Below are 21,375 nucleotides of genomic sequence, written 5' to 3'. Positions count from 1 at the left end.
GAACGCACCGACGCCGCGGTGGCGTAGATGCACCGACGAGCCCTCCTCGGAGTCGTCGTCGCCGCGGTTTTCGCGCTCGCGCTCGCGGGCGCGTTCACCGCCCCCGGCGGCGCGCAGACGGACGCGTCGTTCGTCCGCGGTGAGCCCGAGTTGGACGCGTACCTCCCCGAGTCGACGGTGTCGCCGGGGACCGCGACGGATCTCACCCTCCAGATCGCGAACGACGGCGAGGTCGACGCCGGCTCCGACGCCCGGCGGGACGCGGTGACGACCGCCCGGAGCGTCGTCGTCGAAGTCCGAAGCGGCGACGCCCCCCTGACCGTCGAGACCGGGCGTATCGCGGTCGGCTCGATCCCCGACGGCGGCGTTCGCGAGGTCCCGATCTCGGTCCGGGTGCCCGCGGACGCGACCCCGGACGAGTACGCGCTGGACGTCCGGATCCGGTACTCGCACACCTTCCTGTCGGCCCCGCAGAGCGGCGTCGTCCAGGACCGATCGCGCACGGTGACCGAGCGGGTTCCGGTGACCGTCGACGACGCCCCGCGATTCGCGTTCCGAACCGTCGACGCCGACGTGCAGGTCGGCGACTCCGGCACGGTCGAGACCGACGTGACCAACGTCGGTGGTGAGTCCGCCCGCGACATCTCGGTGGCGCTCACCGCCGAGGGGCCCGACCTCGCGCTCGGCGAGACGGACCGGAACACGGCCCGGATCGACCGGCTCGACCCCGGCGAGAACGCGACGGTCGCGTTCCCGGCGCGGATCCGGTCGGACGCCCCGGCGCAGGCGGTCGGTCTCACCGCCGCCGTGCGCTACACCGACCCCGACGGAATCAGGGGGGCTCACGAGGGGATCCCCGTCGGCTTCCGCCCGGCGGCCGAGCAGTCGTTCTCGCTCGCGGTCGACGAATCGACGGTCCGCGTCGACGAGACCGGCACCGTCCGCGGGACGATCCGAAACGACGGGCCGAGGGACGTGTCCGGGGTGGTGCTCGTGGCCGAGGAGTCCGGCTTCGTCCCGCGCACCCCCCGATACGCCGTCGGTGACCTCGCGGCGGGCGAGACCGCGACGTTCGCGTTCCGCGGCGAGGTCCCCGAGGGGGCCGACGCGGTGCCCCAACAACTGGCCGTCGCGACGAGCTACCGGACCGCCGCCGGCACCGAGCGCGTGACCGAAGGAACGGTCCGCGTGGAGGTCGCCGAGCGTCGCGACGCGGTCCGGGTGTCCCCGGTCGAGTCGCAGTTCTCAGCCGGTGAGGACGGGACGCTACGACTGAACGTGACGAACCAGCGCGACGTCGAAATTCGGGAGGTGACGCTCGGACTCGCCGTCGAGGCGCCGCTCGAAAGCGAGTTCCGAACGACCGTGATCCCCTCGCTTTCGCCCGGCGAGACGGGACGCGTCGCGTTCGATCTCTCGGTCGACGGCGACGCGCCGGCGAGCCGGTACCCGGCGACCGTCGAGAGCCGGTACACCGACCCGGACGGCAACCGGGTCACCGGCAACGCGGCGACGGTCGCGGTCGCCGTCGTCGACTCGCCCGGCGGCGGGTTCCCGGCCGAGGTCGTCGTGCTCGCGGTGCTTTTGGTCGTCGTCGCCGGTGGCGCGTGGTGGTACTATGTCCGATGAGGCCGCCGCGCCGGAGGGGAATCCCGTGGCCGCCCCCGACGACCCTCCGCTCGTCGTCGAGGGGCTGACGAAGGACTACGGGAGCGTCCTCGCCAACGACGACGTCTCGTTCACCGTACACCGCGGCGAGATATTCGGATTCCTCGGCCCCAACGGTGCCGGGAAGTCGACGACGATCCGGCTGCTGTTAGGACTGTTGAAGCCGACCGCGGGGACCGCGCGGGTGCTCGGCGCCGACATCCGCGACGAGGCGGCGCTGACGGCGGTGAAAGGTCGGATCGGCTACCTCCCGGCACATCTCGGGTTCGACGAGGAAGCGACCGGCAAGGCCGTCCTCGACTACCACGGCGCGATCAAAGGCGAGGGGCGCCGCGACGAGCTATTGGAGATATTCACGCCACCGGTCGAGCGGCCGATCCGCGAGTACTCGACCGGGAACAAGCGAATGCTCGGGCTCGTGCAGGCGTTCATGCACGATCCGGAACTGGTCGTCATGGACGAGCCAACGTCCGGACTCGACCCGCTGAAACAGGAGGGGTTCAACGAGTTCATCCGACGCGAGCGCGACCGGGGAACGACGATATTCTTCTCCTCGCACGTGTTGAGCGAGGTGCGCCGGGTCTGCGACCGCGTCGGCATCCTCCGAGGCGGTTCGCTCGTCGAACTGGAGGGCGTCGAGGCGCTGCTCCACCGCAGCGGCAAGCACGTGCGCGTTCACGCCGACGACGCGGCGGTCGCGGCGCTCACCGCGCTCGACGGCGTCGTCGACGCCGAGCCCTTCTCCGAGGGCGCCCAGTTCATCTACGCCGGCGACCCCAACGCACTGTTGGACGAACTCGCGAGACACGACATCCGCGACGTCGAGATCGGCGAGCCGCCGATCGAGGACGTGTTCGTCCACTACTACGGGAGCGAAGAACCGGGACGGAGAGGTCCCGAGACCGCGGTCGATCCGGGTGACGACGGTGCTTGAGACGGCGCGGTACGAGGGCCGCCGCCGGCTCCGCGGCGCCGCGATCCTCACCGCGGGAGTGAGCGCGTACTCGGGGTTCATCGTCTGGTACTTCAGCGTCTTGGAGGGCATCGACTACGAGGACGTCTTCGAGGATCTCCCGCCCGCGATGCTGGAGGCGTTCGGCATCGAGAGCCTCTCGACGGTCGAGGGGTTCCTCGGCGCGCAGGTGTTCAACTTCGTGTGGCTGCTCGGACTGGGGCTGTACTTCGCGTACATCGGCGGCGGCGCCGTCGCGGGCGACGTCGAGAGCGAGCGGATGGACCTGCTGTTGGCGTTTCCGGTCTCGCGCGCCCGGCTGCTCGCCGAGAAGTTCGCCGCGCTTCTCGTGCCGATGATCGCCGTCAACGCCGTCGGCGGGCCGATCATCTACCTGTTCGTCCTCGCGATCGGCGAGTCGGTGTCGGTCGCGAACCTGTTTTTCGCCCACCTGCTGTCGATCCCGTACCTGCTCGTCTGTGCGGGAATCGGCTTCGCCTTCTCCGTCGCCGTCGACCGAGCGTCGATCGCCGAGCGGGCCGCCGTCGGGACCGTGTTCGTGCTGTACCTCGTCGAGTCGGTCGTCGGCGGCGCCGACGCCTACGACTGGATCCAGTACCTGAGCCCGACGCAGTACTACGAACCGACGCCGATCCTGATCGAGGGGACCTACGAGATCATCGACACCGCCATCCTGCTCGTCGCGTTCGCCGGGCTCTTCATCCTCTCGCAGGCGCTGTTCGAACGGCGAGACATCTGAGCCGCCCGGTCGCCCGCGGCCCCCGAAACCGGCGTGACTACTCGAAACGGTTCGTTTTCGTCGAAACACGGCAGATCGGCCCGTATCGCGGTCGAACCCGCGATCTGCGGGCTCGGCGCCGGGCGACACGTTCATATATTTCTGTCGCTTGTGTTCCGCCACGATGATGCTGCCGACCCACGTGATCGCCGGGATGCTCCTCGCCGTACCGCTGGTGCGGCTGGCGCCGGAGCTGGCGGCGGTCGGGTTCGCGGCCGGCGCGCTCGGGGGCCTGTTCCCCGATCTCGACATGTACTCCGGCCACCGGAAGGCACTCCACTACCCCGTCTACTACTCGGCGCTCTCCGTTCCGGCCCTCCTCGCGGCCGTCTTCGCCCCCGGCCCCGCGACCGTCGGGGTCGCGCTGTTCCTGCTGGGGGCGGCGCTCCACAGCGTCTCCGACATCTACGGCGGCGGGTTGGAACTCCGTCCGTGGGAGGGGAACTCCGACCGCGCGGTGTACGACCACTACCGGCGCCGGTGGATCGCCCCCCGCGGCCGGATCCGCTACGACGGGTCCGCCGAGGACCTGGCGCTGACGGCCGGGCTGTCGCTGCCCCTCCTGTACCTGCTCGACGGCCCCCTCCGGCTCCTCGTTGTCGGGGCGCTCCTCGTCGCGATCGCGTACACCGTGTTGCGGCGGCGACTCGCCGAGCTGGTCGTCCGGGTCATTCCCCTGCTCCCGTCGGCGCTGACCCCGCACCTCCCGGAGCGGTACAACGAGAACAACGACAACCGCTGACCGGCACCGGTTCGACCGACGCTGGCTCCCGATCCGAACGACACCGCCTTCCGACTCGAACGACGCCGGCTCCCGATCCGAACGACGACATCGGCCGCCGTCGGGGTGACCGTTCTGTGCACTTTGTGTGGTTGTTCTTGCCAATACCGTACATTTAAGAGCGATGACGGCGCCGCGTCGATCGCCTCCAGTCGGCGGATGGATCGCTCGGTGCCGTTCGCATCGTGAGAAATTGACACACAGATCGTCGCCGAGTCCGACGATTTCTCCCGACACGTCACGCGAGTGCCGATCCCCTCGAAATAATCGGTGTAAGTTATCGATAGTGTTCAGTCCGTCATGTGGATATAGTATTGTATATCAATCCCAAAACCGTTATGTCCCGGCGCCTGTTACGAGTAGCTACATGAGTACACTCGCTCCGAGACAGCTGTCGGACAGGAACGCCGCGATTACGGGAGAGTGCGGATGACCGGGACGGAGCTTTTGCCGGGTGCATCCCCGTCGGTGACGGCGCTGGCCGTCATCGCGGTCGTGCTGGTCGAGGCGGCCCTGCTGTACGTCGGGTACGGGTACCTCGAAGAGAAACTGGGCCCGACCGTCTTCAGGCGGCTCCAACGGATCTAAATGCTCGACCTCCTCGGACTGAGCCCCGGCCTGTTCGCCCTCTTCGTCGCCTTCGGCTTCATGGTCGGCGTGTTCTTCGGCTTCTTCGGGATGGGCGGGTCGTTCCTCGTCACGCCCGCGCTGTTGATCCTCGGCTATCCCGCGCCGGTCGCCATCGGTAGCTCGATGGCGTTCGTGTTCGGGACCGCCGTGATCGCGACGCTGAAACACCACGACGCCGGGCAGGTGGACTACCGGCTCGGGGCGCTGATGTTCGTCGGGATCACCCTCGGGATCGAACTCGGCAGCCGGCTGGTGTTCGGGCTGGAGGTGCTCGGCATCGCCGACGTGGTCGTCGGCACCGCCTACGTCATCCTGCTCGCGGCCATCGGGATCCTCTTCACGCGGAGCGCGATGAACCAGGACGACGAGGCGGACGACGGCGGCGACGAGGACGGTCCCGACGACGACGTCCCCGAGATCGCCCGCAAGATCCAGTCGTACAACATCCCGCCCATGATGACGCTGGCCGACGGGAGTACGGCCTCGCTGTGGACCATCTCCGGGGTCGGCGGCGGCGTCGGACTCGTCTCGGGCTTTCTCGGCGTCGGCGGCGGATTCGTCCGCATGCCGGCGATCTACTACGTGATCGGCACCTCGCTGGCCGCCGCCGTCGGGACCAGCCTGTTCGGCGGGCTGATGTCCGGCGCCGTCGGGGCGTTCACGTACGGGCGCTCGGGCGTCATCGATCTGGGCATCGTCACCGCGCTGCTCTTGGGCAGCGCGCTCGGCGCTCGGATCGGCTCGGGCGCGACCGCGTACGTCGACGAAGACGACGTGACGATCTACTTCGGAATCATGCTGCTGTTGGCGAGTCTCGCGGTCGGTCTCGGCGAGCTGGCGACGTGGCTCGCGAGGCCGATCCTCGATCAGATCAGCTTCGTCATCCTGATCGGCTCCTCGCTGCTCGTCTGCGGGATGATCCTGTACCACGGCGCGCTCGCGGTGCGCCGCCGCGACGCCGCGCCGTCCGCGTAACCGGACGACTCCGGAGCGGTTTCGGCGACCGCCCGCACCGTGTGGCGGTCACGTTTCGTCGGTCCGTCGAACGGCGGACCGTGTGATGCGTAGTATTGTGCTCTCTATCCAAAACTATTATCAGCGCGGGACGCGTAGGGTGTGATGATGAGTTCAAGCGAATCCGTCCCCACGGAACCGATCCAGCTGACCGACGCCGCCGACTTCGACGAGATCGTGGCCGACCACGACGTCGTCCTCGTCGACTTCTACGCCGACTGGTGCGGCCCGTGTCAGATGATGGAGCCCACCGTCGAAGCGATCGCGGCGGACACCGACGCCGCGGTCCTGAAAGTCGACGTCGACGTCCACCAATCGCTCGCCGCTCAGTACGGCGTGCAGGGCATTCCGACGCTGCTCGTCTTCGTCGACGGCGAGCTCGCAGAGCGCATGGTCGGCGCGCAGACCGAGAGCGCGCTCACCGACACCGTCACGGCCCACACCGCCTGAATGGGCGACTCCGTACGCGAGGTCGTCGTCGTCGGCTCCGGCGTCGCCGGCCTCTCCGCAGCCGTGTACGCCGCCCGCGCCGATCTGGCGCCCGTCGTCGTCAGCGGCGACGAACCGGGCGGCCAGCTCACGCTCACGTCCGGCGTCGAGAACTACCTCGGGTTCCCCGAGGGCGTCGGCGGTCACGAGCTGGTGAGCCGCGGCCGCGACCAGGCCGAGCAGTTCGGCGCCGAGTTCGTCACGGGCACGGTCGTCGACGCCGACCTCGCAGACCGGCCCTTCGAGCTGACGCTCTCCTCGGGCGAGACGCTGCGCGCTCGCGCGCTGATCGTCGCCTCCGGCGCCAGCGCCCGCACCCTCGGGGTTCCCGGCGAGGACGAACTGATGGGGTACGGCCTCTCCACCTGCGCGACGTGCGACGGCGCGTTCCACCGCGGTAACGACGTGCTCGTCGTGGGCGGCGGCGACGCCGCCATGGAGGAGGCGCTGTTCCTCACCAAGTTCGCCGACACCGTCACGGTCGCGCACCGCCGCGAGGAGCTCCGCTCGTCGGGCGTGCTCGCCCGCCGCGCGCGAGACCACGAGGACATCGAGTTCCGGTGGAACGCGGAACTCGCGGAGCTGCACGGCTCCCCGGACGACGGGGTCACGGGCGCGACGCTCGTCTCGCACCCCGACGGCTACCCGGTCCGCCGCCGCGACGACGGCGAATCCGTCGAGACCGAGCGGCTCGACGTGCAGGGCGTCTTCTACGCCATCGGCCACACGCCGAACACGGCGTTTCTCGAAGACACCCCCGTCGACCTCGACCCGGCCGGCTACGTCGACGCGGACCCGGAGACCACCGCGACCGCGGTGGAGGGCGTCTTCGCCGCCGGCGACGTCGCCGACGCGCGGTACCAGCAGGCGATCAGCGCGGCCGGCACGGGCGCGATGGCCGCGCTCGACGCGGAGGAGTACCTCGACGAACGAGCCGCCGCGGCGGAGCGAGCACGGGACTCGCCGCCGACCCCGACCGCATGAGCAGCCCCGAGCTCGACGCGACGGGGATGACCCCGCGCGAACTGCGCGCCGACGTGCCGGCGCTGAAAGAGGCCGCCTACTTCAACTTCGGCGCACACGGGCCGAGCCCGTCGTACGTCGTCGAGGCGGCGGCGGACTTCATCGCGGATCACGAGTACGGTTCGGCGACGACCGATCCGTACACGTACGCCTTCGAGACGTACGACGAGGTCCGCGCGCGGATCGCCGACTTCGTCGGCGCCGAGGCCGACGAGATCGCCCTGACCGAGAGCACGACCGACGGGATCAACCGGATCGCCGGCGCGATCGACTGGCAGCCGGGTGACGTGGTCGTCCGCACCGATCTCGAACATCCCGCGGGGATCCTCCCGTGGAAGCGGCTCGAACGGGAGGGCGTCGAGGTCCGCGTCCTCGAGACCGAGGACGGTCGGATCGACCGCGAGGCGTACGCCGACGCCGTGGCCGACGCCCGGCTCGTCTGCTTCAGCGCGATCACGTGGACGCACGGGACGCGGCTCCCGGTCGCGGACCTCGTGGGCATCGCCAACGAGGCGGGCGCGTTCACGCTCGTCGACGCCGTGCAGTCGCCCGGCCAGACCGCGATGAACGTCACGGCGTGGGGCGCGGACGCGGTCGCCGCCGCTGGCCACAAGTGGGTCCTCGGGCCGTGGGGCGCCGGATTCCTGTACGTGAACCGCGACTCGGCGGCCGAGTTGGCGCCGCGCGCCGTCGGCTACCGGAGCGTCGAGGACCCCAACGCTCCCGAGATCGAATTCAAACCGGGCGCGAAGCGGTTCGAGGTCGGCTCGACGACCGCGGCCGCCCACGTCGGGCTGGCGGAGGCGCTGGACGCGATCGACGCGGTCGGCCTCGACGCGATCGAGTCGCGGATCGAATCGCTCACCGACCGCCTGAAGGCGGGCGTTCCCGCCGACCGGCTGCTGAGTCCCCGTCAGTACGAATCCGGACTCGTGACGATCGACGTCGACGACCCCGAGGCGACCGTCGAGCGACTCGACGGCCGGGACATCGTCGTCCGGTCGCTGCCGCACCCGAACGCGATCCGCGTCTCGGTCCACGCCGTCTCGACCGAGGCCGAGATCGATCGGCTGATCGACGCGCTCTCCGTCGAGTGGTGAGCGCTCGACCGGACGCGTTTTAGTGCTTGACGCGCAATACCGCACATGGGTTTCCACACGTTCGACGCCGACAAGGCGGAGCGACTGGAGCGTCCCGGCGACCGGTACCGCTGGGTGTCCGCCGAGGAGCTGATCGGCCCGCTCGTCGGTGGCGAGGTCGAGGAGGAGGGCGACGAGAGTGATGGAGGTGACGAGGGCGCCGGCGAGAGATTCGGCGACGCCGTCGTCGCGGACCTCGGCAGCGGCACCGGCTTTTATACCGACGACGTGGCCCCGCACGTCGGGACCGTCTACGGCGTCGACGTGCAAGCGGAGATGCACGACTTCTACCGCGAGAAGGGCGTCCCCGAGAACGTCGAACTCGTCGCGAGCGACGTGGCGGACCTCCCGTTCGCCGACGGCGAGCTCGACGGCGCGTTCTCGACGATGACGTTCCACGAGTTCGCGAGCCCGGCGGCGGTCGCCGAACTCGCTCGGGTGTTCGCCCCCGGCGCGCGGCTCGTGATATTCGACTGGTCGGCCGCCGGCGACGGCGCACACGGGCCGCCGGCCGACGAGCGCTACGACGCGGACGAGGCGGTCGAGATGCTGGAGGCCGCCGGCTTCGAGGTCCGGTCGGCCGCCGAGCGCACCGAGACGTTCGCCGTCGTCGCTCGCGCGCCGTAGGGACGCGGTCTTCGACGGCGACGACGACGACCGAGCAGGCGGCGGCGCTTCGGCGGTCGGTCGCGGCAGCTCTTTATAAGGAATTCGCGGAGCGAGCGCGAGCGATTCGACGACGGCCGCGATGGACGCCCGCACCGCCCACGGCTACTCGTCGTCGTCGCGGCCGGTCACCTTCCGGATGCAGGAGGAGCCGAACGGGCCGAGTTCGCCGGCGTCCAACTGCACGAAATGACCGGTCGAGACGGGCGCCCCGCAGCGGCGGCACTCGAACTCGCCCTCGCGTCGGACGACTTGGGTGTCGTAGTTCACGTGGGTGCCGCCCCGCTGGATCCGAAGGCGGGCGTTCTCGCGCTCGATGACGCCGCGTTTCTCGGCGGCGTCGAGGATGTCGCGGGTGAGCGCGGGGCTCGTGGTCACCGTCTCGATCCGGTCGACCGCGGCCGACAGCGACAGCTCCTCGCGTTCGAGGTGCGCGAGGAGCTCGACGCCGAGCTCCAGTTTCTCCTCGCGGGACGCCCGCTCGTTCACGGTCGCCGAAACGACGGCGGCCCTCTTAAGTCGGCCGGGAGGCGGTGGGATGTAGTAAGACAGTTACCACGGGGGCCGCTGGGGACCGTATGGACGTACTGGAGGTCGCGGCGCGGGCGACCGAGACGGGACCGGTGTGTGACGCCTGCCTCGGTCGGCTCGTCGCCGACCGGAGCTTTGGGCTGTCGAACGCCGACCGCGGCTCGGCGCTCCGGACCGCGCTCGCGCTGCGCGACGACGAGGACTACGAACCGGTCGACACCGCGGCCTGTTGGGTCTGCGAGGGCTACTGCGCCGACTTCGACGCGTGGGCCGAGCGCGCCGCGGCGGCGGTCGAGGGGATCGAGTTCGCCACCTACAACGTCGGCACCCGCCCGCCGCCGCTGGTCGAGGAGAACGAGGCGCTGTTCCGTGCGGACGCCGGCCTCGACGACGACGCGGGCGAGCCGTTCAAATCGGAGTTCAACCGCGAGGTCGGCAAGCGGTTCGGCCGGCTCACCGGCGCCGAGGTCTCCTTCGACCGGCCCGACGTGCAGTTCACGATCGATCTGGACGAGGACGACCTCGACACGAAGGTCAACTCCACGTTCGTGTACGGGCGATACCGCAAGCTGGAGCGGGACATCCCCCAGACCGAGTGGCCCTGCCGGGAGTGCAAGGGCTCGGGCCGACAGGGGCCGGACCCGTGCGACCACTGCGGCGGCTCCGGGTACCTCTACGACGACAGCGTCGAGGAGTACACCGCGCCCATCGTCGAGGACGTGATGGACGGCACCGAGGCGACCTTCCACGGCGCGGGCCGCGAAGACGTCGACGCGCTCATGCTCGGCACCGGCCGCCCGTTCGTGATCGAGATCGAAGAGCCCCGGCGTCGCCGGGTCGACGTCGAGCGCCTGCAAGCCGACATCAACGCCTTCGCCGACGGCGCCGTCGAGGTCGAGGGGCTCCGACTCGCGCGCTACGACATGGTCGCGCGGGTCAAGGAGCTGGAGGCGACGAAGCGCTACCGCGCCGAGGTCGCGTTCGACGCCGACGTCGACGCGGACGCCCTCGCGGCGGCCGTCGACGAGTTGGAGGGCGCGACGATCGAACAGTACACGCCGAACCGGGTGGACCACCGGCGTGCGAGCCTCACCCGCGAGCGCGACGTGTACGAGGCGAGCGCGGAACTCGTCGACGACCGCCACGCGACCGTCGAGATCCACGGCGCCGGCGGGCTCTACATCAAGGAGCTGATCTCCGGCGACGAGGGGCGCACCGAGCCGAGTCTCGCCGGGTTGTTGGGCGTCGGCGCCGAGGTCACGGCGCTCGACGTGCTGGCCGTCGAGGGCGACGAGGAACCGTTCGAGAAAGACGAGTTCTTCCGAGACTGAGGCCGTCCGCGGATTTCTTTTTAAATACCGTTACCAGGCCGACCACGCGGTCAGGCTCTCGTCGCGGCCGTACACCCGCTTGAGGTCCTTGGCGTACGCGAAGTCGCCGGGGTGATCGAGCTTCTCGTGACGGTACTCGGGGGCGTCCTCGCGGATCTGGACGCCCTCGACGACGAACTCCTCCTCGCCGAACTCGACGGTCTCGTCGACGGTGAACTCGTAGTCACCGGGGACGTTCACTCGGATCGAGCGCGTCTCCTCGGCGTTCCCGTCTTTGGGGTGCAGCGTCACCGGGACGGTGACGTTGTCGACCGCGCGGGTCCACAGCGTCTCGACGTCCTCGATGTCGGCCTCCTCGACGCGCTGCTCCGGGCCGACCTCGATCCCGGTCACTCGGACCTGCATCAGGGCGTCGGGGGAGTCGACGACGAACTCCTCGCCGCTGGTGACGTAGGTGTCCGCGGGCACGTCCATCCGGGTCGTGAACGACTCGCCGTCCTGCGAGACGACGACCTTCAGTTCGACGGTGTCCTCCTCGGGGATCTCGGTTTTGTACGTGTGATCGCAGTCGGTACAGCGGACGGTCGCCTGTCCGCCGGGGCGCAACACTTCGTGGACGGTCTGCTCGCCCGGCGAACACGACGGGCAGGCGAGACCGACTCGGTCTCCGGTCTGGGTCATTACGGCGTCGTATCCGCCGCTCGCGTAAATATCCGCCCCTGTGGCCCCGGTGCGTGACACGCTCGCGTGGGGCGCGTGGTGGCGGGGGGTGACGCGTGGTGGCGGGGGGTGACGCGTGGTGGCGGGGGGTGACGCGTGGTGGCGGGGGTCGTGGGTGCCGCGACGGTCGCGAGGCGACCGCGATCCGCGCTCCCGCCGGAGTAAGGAAACTGGTTTACCGGTGTCAGGGAAACGGACGCGCATGATCGTACCCGGATCCAGCTCACAGCTGCTCGCGGCCGCGCTCGCCGAGGAGACGGGCCGAGCGCTCGCGACGCCCACCTACGACCGGTTCCCGGACGGCGAGGGGCTCGCCGCCGTCCCCGACTTCGACGGCGACACCGCCACCATCGTCGCCGCGACCGACTCCGACGAGGCGTGGGTCGAACTGCTCCAGCTTCAAGACGCCGTCCGCGAGGCGGGCGCGACGGACGTGACGACAGTTATCCCGTACATGGGGTACGCCCGACAGGACGAGTCGTTCGGCGAGGGCCAGCCCGTCTCGGCGCGGGCGATGGCGCGGGCCGTCTCGACCGGCGCCGACCGCGTCGTGCTCGTCAACCCGCACGAGGCCGGCGTCGCCGACTTCTACGACGTGCCCGTCGAGATCGTCGACGCCGCGAGCGTCCTCGCGGCCCCCCTGCCGGACGACCTCGACGACCCGCTCTTTCTCGCGCCCGACGAGGGGGCGATCGACATCGCGGAGACGGTTCGGGGCGCGTACGGCGGCGGCGACGTCGACTACTTCGAGAAGCACCGCGACCGCGACACCGGCGCGATCGAGGTGTCGCCGTCCGACGCCCCCGTGGGGGACCGGGACGTGGTCGTCGTCGACGACATCGTCGCCACCGGATCGACGATGAGCGAGTCCGTCGCCGTGTTGAACGAGCGCGGCGCGGCCCGGGTGTTCGCGGCCTGCGTCCACCCGATGCTCGCGGCCAACGCCGTGACGAAGCTCCGCGGCGCCGGCGTCGACCGCATCGTCGGCAGCGATACCCTCGAACGGGGCTGTAGCGTCGTCAGCGTGGCGCCCGTTCTCGCCGCGGCCCTGTCGTAAGGGGGTCTCTCACTCGATCCCGCCGTCACTCGATCTCCCGGATCACCCGCGCCGGGTTCCCGCCGACCACGACGCGCTCGGGCACGTCCGCCGTCACGACCGCGCCCGAGGCGACGACGGCCTCGTCGCCGACGGTCACGCCGGGATTGAGCACGGCGCGTCCGCCGATCCAGACGTCGTCGCCGACGATCACGGGCCGCCCGCGCTCGCGGCCCGCCGCGCGCTCGTCCGGGTCGATCGGATGCGTCGGGGCGTAGACGTGAACGCCCGGGCCGAGCATGCAGCGGTCGCCGAACGCGACGCGATTGGTGTCGAGGAACACGCAGCCGTAGTTGGCGAAGAAGTCGTCGCCGACGGAGACGTTGTACCCGTAATCGCACCGGACGGGCGGCTCGACGGCCGCGTCCGTCCCGACCGATCCGAACAGCTCGCGGAGCAGCGCGTCTCGTCGGTCGGCCTCCGCCTCGCTCGTCGCGTTGTACCGTCGGGCGAGGTCGCTCGCGCGCGTTCGGTCGGCGACCAGTTCGGCGTCGAAGGGATCGTATAATTCGCCGGCCAGCATCCGCTCCGTCTCGCTTGGCATGCTCGCGTCAACGGGCGCCGGCGGATAGTCGTTTCCGACGGCCGCGGCTCGCCGGAGTTACACACAAAACCCGATCAGCGCGCGAAAACGGGGAGTTCGCCGAACTCGTCTACGACGACGAGGGCGACATCTCGATGTTGAGGCTCTTCTGGACGATCTGGGTGAACGCCATCGAACACAGGAAGTACCAGACGATCCACATCTGGATCGGACCGACGATACCGGTGTCCCACGTGACGGTTCCCGCGAGCGGCACCACGAGCTCTTGGGCGGCGATCTCGGGGTACGCGGACTCGGACCCGCGGTAGCCGATCACCCAGAACATCCACAGGAACGCCGGGATCGTGAGGAACATGATCCACACCATCGGGCGGAACTGCTCTTTGAACATCCCGAGCTGGTCGCCCATGGCGTCCATCTGCTCCTCCTGGATGGCGTCGAGCGCCTCGTCGTCGTCGCGCTCTTTCGCCTCCTTGCGGCGCTCTTGGATGTCTTTCATCCGGTCTTGGTACATGCTCATCTTCTCCATGTCCATGAGGCCGGCACGGAGCAGGGTGGAGTACAGCCCCGTCGCGAGCGCGACCACCATGATCACGGCGTAGAAGGGAACGACGTTGAGCAGCGGACCGAGGACGATGTCGATCGCTCCCGCGATCGCGTTTCGGACCGGGTTGACGGCGTAGCCGACGAAGGCGCCGAGCGTCGCCACCGCGGCGATCTTGTCCCACTTGCTCCACGTCGTCGTCTCCGGCGTCTCGAAGTCACCGCCGCCCGTCAGATCGTCGCCGTCGTCCGAGAGGCCCGCTTCGATCCCCTCGGGGTCGGCGATCGCGAAACCGGTCTCGCCGTCGACGAGGATCTCTTTTTCGATGAGGCGACCCCACTGGCCGCTCGTGATCTCGTCGCGGACGTCGACCCATTGGACCTCGCCGTCGTCGGCGTGGTCGAGGACGACCTCGAGGGCGTTCCGCATCTCGCCGTCCTCGCGGACCAGCGAGCGGACTCTCCGTTCGACCTTGCTCATTAGCGGGTGGTTGGCAGCGAACGGTTAAGAACCTTGTAGAATCGGCGGCGGGGCGTCGCGGTGACGCCCCGCCGTTCGGTGCCGCGCTACTCCTCGATGACGTCGCGGATCCGCGCGAAGACCTCGTCGGGCGCCGCCTCGCCGTCGACCGTGACGAGGTCGCCCTCGTCGCGGAAGTGGTCGATGACGGGCTCGGTGTTCTCGTAGAACACCTCGAGGCGCTCGCGGGCCGTCTCCTCGGTGTCGTCGTCGCGCTGGATCAGCTCGCCGCCGCACTCGTCGCAGACGCCGTCCTCTTCGGGCGGCTGGAAGTCGACGTGGAAGTTCGCGCCGCAGCCGTCGCACACCCGCCGGCCGGTGAGCCGGTCGACGAGCACCTCGTCGTCGACGTCGAGGAGCACGACCGCGTCGAGGTCGGTGATCTCCGAGAGGTACTCGGCCTGATCGAGGTTTCGCGGGTAGCCGTCGAGGACGAAGCCGTCGGCGTCGGCGAGGGCGGTCTTCACGATCTCGTTGACGACCGGGTCGGGGACGAGCTCGCCGGCCTCCATGAACGAGCGGGGCGTCCCGTACTCCGTCTCCATGTCCTTGTTGGCGCGGAGCGCGTCGCCGGTGGTGACGTGCTCGATCCCGTACGCGTCGGCGAGCTTCGCGCTCTGCGTCCCTTTTCCGGCACCGGGCGCGCCCAACAGCAAGATCCGATGGCTCATGTTCGAGCGCTCGCCCGCCGCACGTAAAGGCTTGAAGATCCCGGCCAACGCTACGAAAATGTGGCCCCCGATCGGCGCGAATTTCGCGACCGGTCGCGGCTCTCCCCCGTCACCGCTACCCCCCGTCGCGGTCGCTCCTCGTCACCGCTACGCCTCGTCCCCGCTACTCCTCGTCCGCGTCCGGGTCCTCGTTCAGCCGGAGCCCCATCTCCAGTTCGAAGCTCTCCGCGTTCGAGGTCTCGAAGCCGATCTTCTTGTACAGCGCCACGGCGGCGCGGTTCCATCGCTCGACGGTGAGCCACACCTTCGCGACGCCCTCGGCCTGTCCGTGGCCGAGCAGCCCGCGGATGAGGTGGGTGCCGATCCCGGCGCGCTGATAGTCCTGGTGGACGAAGATCGCGAGCTCGTAGGCGTCGCCGTCGGGCACGAGCGTCGCGTGACCGGCGGCCTCGTCGCCGCACCAGGCGATCACGTTCAGGCACTCCTCGTCGAGGATCGCGTCGAGCCACTCGCGGATCCGCGTCTCGCCGCCCGGCGGGATCCCCTGTGCGCGGTCCGCCGGGTCGAAGGCGTCGTACATCTCGACGAGGGACTCGTACCCCGCTTCGGACCCCTCGTACGGGCGGATCTCGACCGCTCGGTCCTCGCGATCGGTGAACTCGATGGGGGGCGCGGGGAACGCGTCGGCGATCGCCTCCGGGTATCGTCGGTCGCTCATCTGACCAACGTGACCGAGGTCTTGGCGTTCAATAGGACGAACTCGGCTATCGATCCGATCGTGATCTTCCCCATCGGGCTCGTGTGTCCGCCGCCCAAGACGATCTCCTCGAACTCCTCTCGCTCGGCGATCTCCACGAGTCGGCTCCCCGGGTCGCCCTCGACCTGTCGGACCTCGGCGTCGATCCCCGCCTCGGCGACGGCCGCCTCCGCGCGTTCGACGACGTCCTCGGGATCGACCGACGAGTCCGGGTTCTCCACGACCGCGATCGTCAGGTCGTCGTTCGCGACCGCCGCCCGCTCGACGGTTCGGTCGAGCGCCCGGAACGAGTCGTCGCTGCCGCCGATCCCGCAAAGCACCTTCATATCTCGCACGTCCACACGCTGATACAAAAATGGATCTCCGATCGACGCCGCCGCGGACGCCACGGACACCACAGTCGCCACGACCGCCGCGGACACCACAGTCGCCACGACCGCCGTGACCGCCGCGGTCGTCACCGAACGCGGCGACACCGTCACCGACAACCCTTTTGTTCGGGCGTCCAGTCCACAAGGATATGAACGATCACACCGATCCCGAGTCGGACGCAACCGACGACGGATCGGCCCCCGCCGGCGACACCGAGGCGACGGGTGAAGCCGATTCTGCGCGCGATACGCCGGACGAATCCGCCGACGCGCCGAGCGAATCCGCCGACACGCCGGACGACCCTGCCGACACGCCGGACGAACCCGCCGACGCCGATGCCGACGTACCCCCGGAGGTACGGAAGTACGAGCGATTCAAGAAGATGGACGGCGCCCGCTACGAGCGCGTCAACGAGTTCCTCCGCGATCGGACGTACGTCACGGCTCGCGAGTGGGCCATCGCGCGCCTCTGTGCGGACTTCCGCACCGAGACCGGCGTGGAGATGACGAAGATCGGTGAGAACCTCCCCGAACTCGTCCCGTTCATGACCGACACCTACACGCCGCAGGCGGTCAATCAGGCGCGGTACTCCTTCGAGGAGAAGGTGACGAAGTCGGGGGCGACGTTCCTCTACGGCGCGATGTCCGGCTTCTTCACCGCCGAGGACTTAGACGAGATGATGTACGAGGTCACCGAGGTCGCCAAGTTCCTCTTGGAGGTCGAGGGCGTCGACCTCGCGGTCGCCGACGAGCTGGAAGCCGAAGATCGGATCAGCGAGGTGATGCGCGAGGTCCGCACTTCCTCGGCCGATCTCCGCGGCGAAGAGGTCCGCTGTCCCGAGTGCGGTCACGTCCACGAACCGGCCGAGGAGTAGTCGTGGGGCGATAGCCATGGAGCGGTTCCCGGAGGCGCTCGACGGGCTCCCCGACGCGATCGTGATCGTCGACGCCGACGGGCGCATCCGCGCGGGAAACGGTCGGGTCGAGCCGGTGCTCGGCTACGTGCCGCGCGAGTTGGAGGGGACCGACATCGAGCGGCTCCTGTACGACCCCGACGACGGATCGGCCGGGGAACAGCTTCACCGGTACGTCGCCGACCCGGAGCCCCGGTCGATGGCCGCGAGTCTCGACCTCTCCGTGCGGCGCGAGGACGGCACCACGGTCCCCGTCACGGTCAGCCTCGGCCCGTTCGAACAGGACGGCGAGACGCATCTGGTCGTCACGATCGTCGACGTCAGAGCTGAGCGCGCCGAACAGGCCGAACTCCACCGCCGGACGGAGGTCCTAGAGGCGCTCCACGAGGCGACACAGGACCTGCTGAAAACGACCGACCGAGAGGTCGCGGCGCGCGCGGCCGTCGAGTACATCGAGGAGGTGCTCGGACACTCGATCGCGGCGCTCTGGCTGTACGACGAAGACCGCGACTGTCTCGACCCCGTCGTCTGGACGGACGCCGCCGCCGAGGTCGTCGGTCCGCACCCGACGTTCTGCGCCGACGGGACGAGCATCTCGTGGGAGGTGTTCGACTCCGGCGAGCCGGCGGTCGTCGCCGACACCCACACGGACCCGGACCGTCACAACCCGGACTCGCCGATCCGGAGCGAACTCGTGCTCCCGCTCGGTCGGTACGGGGTCATCAACGTCGGAGCGACGGAGCCGGGCGCGTTCGATAACTCCGATCTCGCGATCGCGCGCCTCTGGGCGGCGACGGTGACCATGGTGTTCATGCGCATCGAACGGGAGCGGCAGCTTCGGGCCCGCGAGACAGAGATCGCCCGCGAGCGCGACCGCTTGGAGGAGTTCGCGAGCCTCGTCTCCCACGACCTGCGGAACCCCTTGAACGTCGCCGTCGGCAACCTCGATATGGTCCGCGAACGCCTCGAAACGGACCACAGCGAGATGGTGGAGATCGACGCCGTGGCCCGCTCGCTCGACCGGATGAGCGCTCTCGTCGACGACATGCTGACGCTCGCGAAGCAGGGCACGGCCATCGACGAGACCGAACCGGTGACCCTCTCGGAACTCGCCGAGACGTGTTGGGCCGGGGTCGACACCGCCGAGGCAGCGCTCGTCGTCGGCGCGGACCTCCGGCTCCGGGCGGACCGCAGTCGGCTGCGACAGGCCGTCGAGAACCTCTTCGCCAACGCGGTCGCCCACGGCGGCGCCTTGGTCCGCGTCGAGATCGGCGCTCTCGCCGACGGAACGGGATTTTACGTCGCCGACGACGGGCCGGGGATCCCCGACGACCTCCGCGACGAGGTGTTCGACGCGGGGATCTCGACCGACCCCGACGGGACCGGCTTCGGCCTGAAGATCGTCGCCGAGGTCGCCGACGCGCACGGGTGGTCCGTGTCGGTCGCCGACGCCGACGGCGGCGGTGCTCGGTTCGAGTTCCGCGGCGTCGACACCGCCGAGACGCTCGACTGATCGGCTTCACCTCCCAATCGACGGCCGGTCTCGTCTCTCCCGTCCGCCGCCCGCGTTTCCGTTCAGATCCCCTCGAACGAAGGGAGATGCCACGTCGATATCCCGTCGTCGTCGATCACGACGTCGACGTTCGGGCCGCGGTCGGCGCTGGGGAGCCCGACCTCGATGCGCCCTTCGCTCGTCACGCCGTTGTCGACCATCCGCGCCGTGACGCGGTAGCCGCCCCGAACGGCCGTGATCGCGCGGATTTCCACCGCCGATTCGGGTTCGACGGTGATCGCGTCCTCGACGAGCGTCTCGGCGCCCGATTCCCGACGGGCGACCGTCACCGTGACCTCGCGCGACTCTTCGGTCACGTTGAGGAGTCGGACGCCGAGCGGCGGGTCGGTGGTCTCCTCTCCGTCGCGTCTCCGCTCGTCGGTCTCGACGGCTCGGCGCGTGACGCCGAACCGGAGGGTCCGGTCCGGGGTGACCAGGTAGGGGACGGGATCGGAGTGCAGTTCGCCGACCGATCGAGTCCCGTCCCCGTCCTCGTAGTACACCGTTCCGGCGTACTGGGCGGTCGCGTAATGGTCCGGCTCCGCGGCGTGATCGAACGTCGCGACGGCGTCGACGGCCACCTCGACGGCACCGCTCTCGGCGTGGCGGTTGTGCGTGCGGACCTCCTCGCGGGCGGCGGCGTACGCCGCGACCGACTCGGCAGTGAGGTCGGACGGGCGCTCGGGAGGGTCGCGAATCGCGACGCGGTCGCCGCCGCCGCCGAGATCGACACAGCCCGCGAGCGCGCCAGTTCCAGCGACCGCTCCGACCGCTGCGGCCGCGTCGGCGAGAAACGCACGTCTGTCCATGGGCACTCTTCGACCGGACACCTAAAACGTCGGTGAAAGAACAAGTGTGCGTTTTCGCCTCAGTCGTCGCCGGCGACGCCGCCTCTCTCTCCGAGTCCGTCACCCAGCGTCTCGCGGTCGCCGTCGGCGTACCCGGAGACCGTGCCGTCGTCGTTCCAGCCGCGGATCGCGTAGTACTCCGAGAGCCCGTCTTCGAAGCCGTCGATGGCGTCCGCGTACGGGACCGTGTCGTCGGCGCGGTCGAAGCCGCGAGCGTTGTTGAACCCCCGCTCGAGCTCGACGACGCGCGCGCCCAGCGCGAGCAGATCGTCGTAGTCCGCGTCGAGGAGGGAAGCGAGGCGGTCGTCGGTGACGGTCCCGCGCGAGAACTTGCAGATGACCGCCGAGTCGAGCACCGCGTTGCGGTTCTCCTTTTCGACGAGCTTCGGCGGCTTCCCCTCCAGTCCGGTCGGGTCGAGCGCCTGGTCCTTGTCGACGAGCGGGTACTCGTAGGGGTAGAACTCGCCGTACATGTGGTCGGCGCCGCGGTTCGACGTCGCGAAGCCGAGCCCCTGCCCGTTCAGCGTGCGGCCGTCGTGCCCGGAGAAGGCCATCCCCTTCACCGTCCAGTCGTCGGCGCCGAACTCCTCGTGGGCGCGGTGAATGCCTTCGGCGAGCTTGTCGCCGACGCCCTCGCGGTAGGCGATCTGCTCGACGAGCGACCTGACGAGCGTGGCGTTGCCGAACTCCGCTTCGCTCTCTAAGAACATCGAAACCACGTCGCCACAAGAGATGGTGTCCATCCCCAGCTCGTCGCATAACTCGTTGGCGCGCATCACGTCGACCACGTCGTCGACGCCGGCGTTCGAGCCGAACGCCATCACGGTCTCGAACTCCGGCCCCTCCGTTTCGACGCCCGTCTCCTCGTCGCGGGTGGGGAGCTTACAGGCGAACGCGCAACTGGAGCAGGTGCCCTTCTTGTACTTCTTCTCCTCGACGCGGTCGCCGGAGATGCCTTCGGCTCCCTCGAAAGAGGTCTCCGAGAAGTAGTACGACGGGAGCGCGTCGACCTCGTTGGCGAGCTCCGTCACGCTCGTGGTCCCCTGTCGTTTCATGATCGAATCGGAGGTCGCGGCCTCGCGGTGGACCTCGCCCGCGTCGTCGGGCCAGTCGATATCGATCGCGGCGTCGGCGTCTCCGTCGAACGTGAGCGCTTTCACGCCCTTCGCGCCGAGGACGGCCCCGAGCCCGCCGCGGCCGAACGCGCGCGTGTCGGAGGTCATGATCGACGCGAACCGGACCCCGTTCTCGCCCGCGGGGCCGACGCAGGCGACGTGTTCCGGCGAGAGATCGCGGCTCTCGGCGAACCGGTCGGAGACGGCGGACACCTCGGCCTCGGCGAGATCGGGCACGGGCTCGAACTCGACTGTCGGCTCGCCGTCGTCGCCGATCTCGCGGACGTGGACGGCCAGTAGCTCGTCGCTCTCGCCGACGATCTCGACGGCGGCGTAGCCGGCGCCGGTGAAGTTCCGCGAGAGGAACCCCCCGGCGTTCGACGAGAGCAGCCCGTTCGTGAGCGGGGAGAGCCCCGTGGCGGCCATCCGGCCGGTGTAGGATGTCGTCGAGTACTGCATCGGTCCCGTCGAGAAGTACAGGCGATTCTCCGGGCCGAGCGGGTCGGCGTCGAACGGGATGCGGTCGTAGGCGAGCGAGGTGTTGAGCCCCCGGCCCCCGACGAACTCGTCGAGGCGGTCGTCGATCGGCTCGGTCGACGCCGTCCGGTCCGCCACGTCGATCGTGAGGAGCGGCCCCTGTGCGTGTCTCATGCGGGTACCAAACGACGGAACGGCGATAAAACTCGGGGTGGCCGCACCGC

General features: G+C 69.5%; 23 protein-coding genes. 14 read left to right on the top strand and 9 right to left on the bottom strand.

Going from position 1 to position 21,375, the window contains the following annotated elements; genetic code table 11:
* The first annotated feature begins 27 nt into the window (after positions 1-27).
* The 10 genes from C461_RS10125 to C461_RS10085 all read left to right on the top strand — a co-directional run bounded on the left by C461_RS10125 (position 28) and on the right by C461_RS10085 (position 9,122).
* The gene (locus tag C461_RS10125) at positions 28-1,629 is read left to right on the top strand and encodes a COG1361 S-layer family protein (protein ID WP_008000919.1); all 1,602 of its coding nucleotides are present in this window, start codon (positions 28-30) and stop codon (positions 1,627-1,629) included.
* On the top strand, positions 1,619-2,602 hold the full coding sequence (locus C461_RS10120; protein WP_008000918.1) for an ABC transporter ATP-binding protein: 984 nt from the start codon (positions 1,619-1,621) through the stop codon (positions 2,600-2,602). The genes C461_RS10125 and C461_RS10120 overlap by 11 nt, the downstream gene beginning before the upstream one ends.
* Complete coding sequence (locus tag C461_RS10115) at positions 2,595-3,380, top strand: ABC transporter permease subunit (protein WP_049906534.1); 786 nt, start codon at positions 2,595-2,597, stop codon at positions 3,378-3,380. The genes C461_RS10120 and C461_RS10115 overlap by 8 nt, the downstream gene beginning before the upstream one ends.
* Before the next feature lie 163 nt (positions 3,381-3,543).
* Entirely contained in the window at positions 3,544-4,161 is a 618-nt protein-coding gene (locus C461_RS10110) for a metal-dependent hydrolase (RefSeq protein WP_008000915.1), read from the top strand.
* 468 nt (positions 4,162-4,629) lie between these two features.
* Positions 4,630-4,788 (top strand): DUF7512 family protein, encoded by a 159-nt coding sequence (locus tag C461_RS15840; RefSeq protein WP_008000913.1) that lies wholly within the window; start codon positions 4,630-4,632, stop codon positions 4,786-4,788.
* Positions 4,789-5,805: a sulfite exporter TauE/SafE family protein gene (locus C461_RS10105; RefSeq protein ID WP_008000911.1), complete on the top strand. Its 1,017-nt coding sequence runs from the start codon at positions 4,789-4,791 to the stop codon at positions 5,803-5,805.
* A 147-nt stretch (positions 5,806-5,952) separates the two neighbouring features.
* Positions 5,953-6,294: a thioredoxin gene (gene trxA, locus C461_RS10100; protein ID WP_049906533.1), complete on the top strand. Its 342-nt coding sequence runs from the start codon at positions 5,953-5,955 to the stop codon at positions 6,292-6,294.
* Positions 6,295-7,317, top strand: a complete 1,023-nt coding sequence (locus tag C461_RS10095; RefSeq protein ID WP_008000909.1) for an NAD(P)/FAD-dependent oxidoreductase — start codon at positions 6,295-6,297, stop codon at positions 7,315-7,317.
* A complete protein-coding gene (locus C461_RS10090) occupies positions 7,314-8,456 on the top strand; it encodes an aminotransferase class V-fold PLP-dependent enzyme (RefSeq protein ID WP_008000908.1) in 1,143 nt (380 codons plus the stop codon). Before C461_RS10095 ends, C461_RS10090 begins: the two co-directional genes overlap by 4 nt.
* A gap of 45 nt (positions 8,457-8,501) precedes the next feature.
* Positions 8,502-9,122, top strand: coding sequence for a class I SAM-dependent methyltransferase (locus C461_RS10085; RefSeq protein WP_008000907.1), 621 nt, complete (start codon positions 8,502-8,504; stop codon positions 9,120-9,122).
* A 144-nt stretch (positions 9,123-9,266) separates the two neighbouring features.
* Here C461_RS10085 and C461_RS10080 read toward each other — a convergent pair whose 3' ends face one another.
* Positions 9,267-9,650 carry a DUF5830 family protein gene (locus tag C461_RS10080; protein ID WP_008000906.1) on the bottom strand — a complete coding sequence of 128 codons (384 nt, stop codon included), beginning with the start codon at positions 9,648-9,650 and terminating at the stop codon, positions 9,267-9,269.
* A gap of 89 nt (positions 9,651-9,739) precedes the next feature.
* Here C461_RS10080 and C461_RS10075 point away from each other — a divergent pair, with 89 nt between their 5' ends.
* The gene (locus C461_RS10075) at positions 9,740-11,023 is read left to right on the top strand and encodes a tRNA pseudouridine(54/55) synthase Pus10 (RefSeq protein ID WP_008000904.1); all 1,284 of its coding nucleotides are present in this window, start codon (positions 9,740-9,742) and stop codon (positions 11,021-11,023) included.
* A gap of 30 nt (positions 11,024-11,053) precedes the next feature.
* Here C461_RS10075 and C461_RS10070 read toward each other — a convergent pair whose 3' ends face one another.
* The gene (locus tag C461_RS10070; protein ID WP_008000903.1) at positions 11,054-11,704 is read right to left on the bottom strand and encodes an HVO_0476 family zinc finger protein; all 651 of its coding nucleotides are present in this window, start codon (positions 11,702-11,704) and stop codon (positions 11,054-11,056) included.
* A 241-nt stretch (positions 11,705-11,945) separates the two neighbouring features.
* On the opposite strand from C461_RS10070, the gene prs reads away from it, so the two are divergent.
* Positions 11,946-12,800, top strand: coding sequence for a ribose-phosphate diphosphokinase (gene prs / locus C461_RS10065; protein WP_008000902.1), 855 nt, complete (start codon positions 11,946-11,948; stop codon positions 12,798-12,800).
* Between the two features lie 25 nt (positions 12,801-12,825).
* Here the strand turns inward: prs and C461_RS10060 are convergent, their stop codons facing one another.
* The 5 genes from C461_RS10060 to C461_RS10040 form a co-directional block, all read right to left on the bottom strand.
* Positions 12,826-13,383 (bottom strand): sugar O-acetyltransferase, encoded by a 558-nt coding sequence (locus C461_RS10060; protein ID WP_049906522.1) that lies wholly within the window; start codon positions 13,381-13,383, stop codon positions 12,826-12,828.
* A gap of 109 nt (positions 13,384-13,492) precedes the next feature.
* Entirely contained in the window at positions 13,493-14,407 is a 915-nt protein-coding gene (locus C461_RS10055) for a DUF106 domain-containing protein (protein ID WP_008000900.1), read from the bottom strand.
* An 86-nt stretch (positions 14,408-14,493) separates the two neighbouring features.
* The gene (locus tag C461_RS10050) at positions 14,494-15,117 is read right to left on the bottom strand and encodes an adenylate kinase (RefSeq protein WP_008000898.1); all 624 of its coding nucleotides are present in this window, start codon (positions 15,115-15,117) and stop codon (positions 14,494-14,496) included.
* Positions 15,118-15,280: 163 nt separating this feature from the next.
* Positions 15,281-15,835: a GNAT family N-acetyltransferase gene (locus C461_RS10045; protein ID WP_008000897.1), complete on the bottom strand. Its 555-nt coding sequence runs from the start codon at positions 15,833-15,835 to the stop codon at positions 15,281-15,283.
* Positions 15,832-16,200 (bottom strand): universal stress protein, encoded by a 369-nt coding sequence (locus C461_RS10040; RefSeq protein ID WP_008000896.1) that lies wholly within the window; start codon positions 16,198-16,200, stop codon positions 15,832-15,834. Before C461_RS10040 ends, C461_RS10045 begins: the two co-directional genes overlap by 4 nt.
* Before the next feature lie 194 nt (positions 16,201-16,394).
* On the opposite strand from C461_RS10040, the gene C461_RS10035 reads away from it, so the two are divergent.
* Together C461_RS10035 and C461_RS10030 are read left to right on the top strand one after the other, a co-directional pair.
* A complete protein-coding gene (locus C461_RS10035) occupies positions 16,395-17,120 on the top strand; it encodes a DUF5806 family protein (protein WP_008000895.1) in 726 nt (241 codons plus the stop codon).
* A gap of 16 nt (positions 17,121-17,136) precedes the next feature.
* Positions 17,137-18,672, top strand: coding sequence for a PAS domain-containing sensor histidine kinase (locus C461_RS10030; RefSeq protein WP_008000894.1), 1,536 nt, complete (start codon positions 17,137-17,139; stop codon positions 18,670-18,672).
* A 62-nt stretch (positions 18,673-18,734) separates the two neighbouring features.
* Here C461_RS10030 and C461_RS10025 read toward each other — a convergent pair whose 3' ends face one another.
* On the bottom strand, positions 18,735-19,520 hold the full coding sequence (locus tag C461_RS10025; RefSeq protein ID WP_008000893.1) for a hypothetical protein: 786 nt from the start codon (positions 19,518-19,520) through the stop codon (positions 18,735-18,737).
* 59 nt (positions 19,521-19,579) lie between these two features.
* Positions 19,580-21,325, bottom strand: a complete 1,746-nt coding sequence (locus C461_RS10020) for an aldehyde ferredoxin oxidoreductase C-terminal domain-containing protein (protein WP_008000886.1) — start codon at positions 21,323-21,325, stop codon at positions 19,580-19,582.
* Positions 21,326-21,375 lie beyond the last annotated feature (50 nt).

The sequence above is a fragment of the Halorubrum aidingense JCM 13560 genome, from assembly GCF_000336995.1.
In the GTDB taxonomy this organism is placed as follows: domain Archaea; phylum Halobacteriota; class Halobacteria; order Halobacteriales; family Haloferacaceae; genus Halorubrum; species Halorubrum aidingense.
This window is presented reverse-complemented; position numbering and strand designations above follow the sequence as displayed.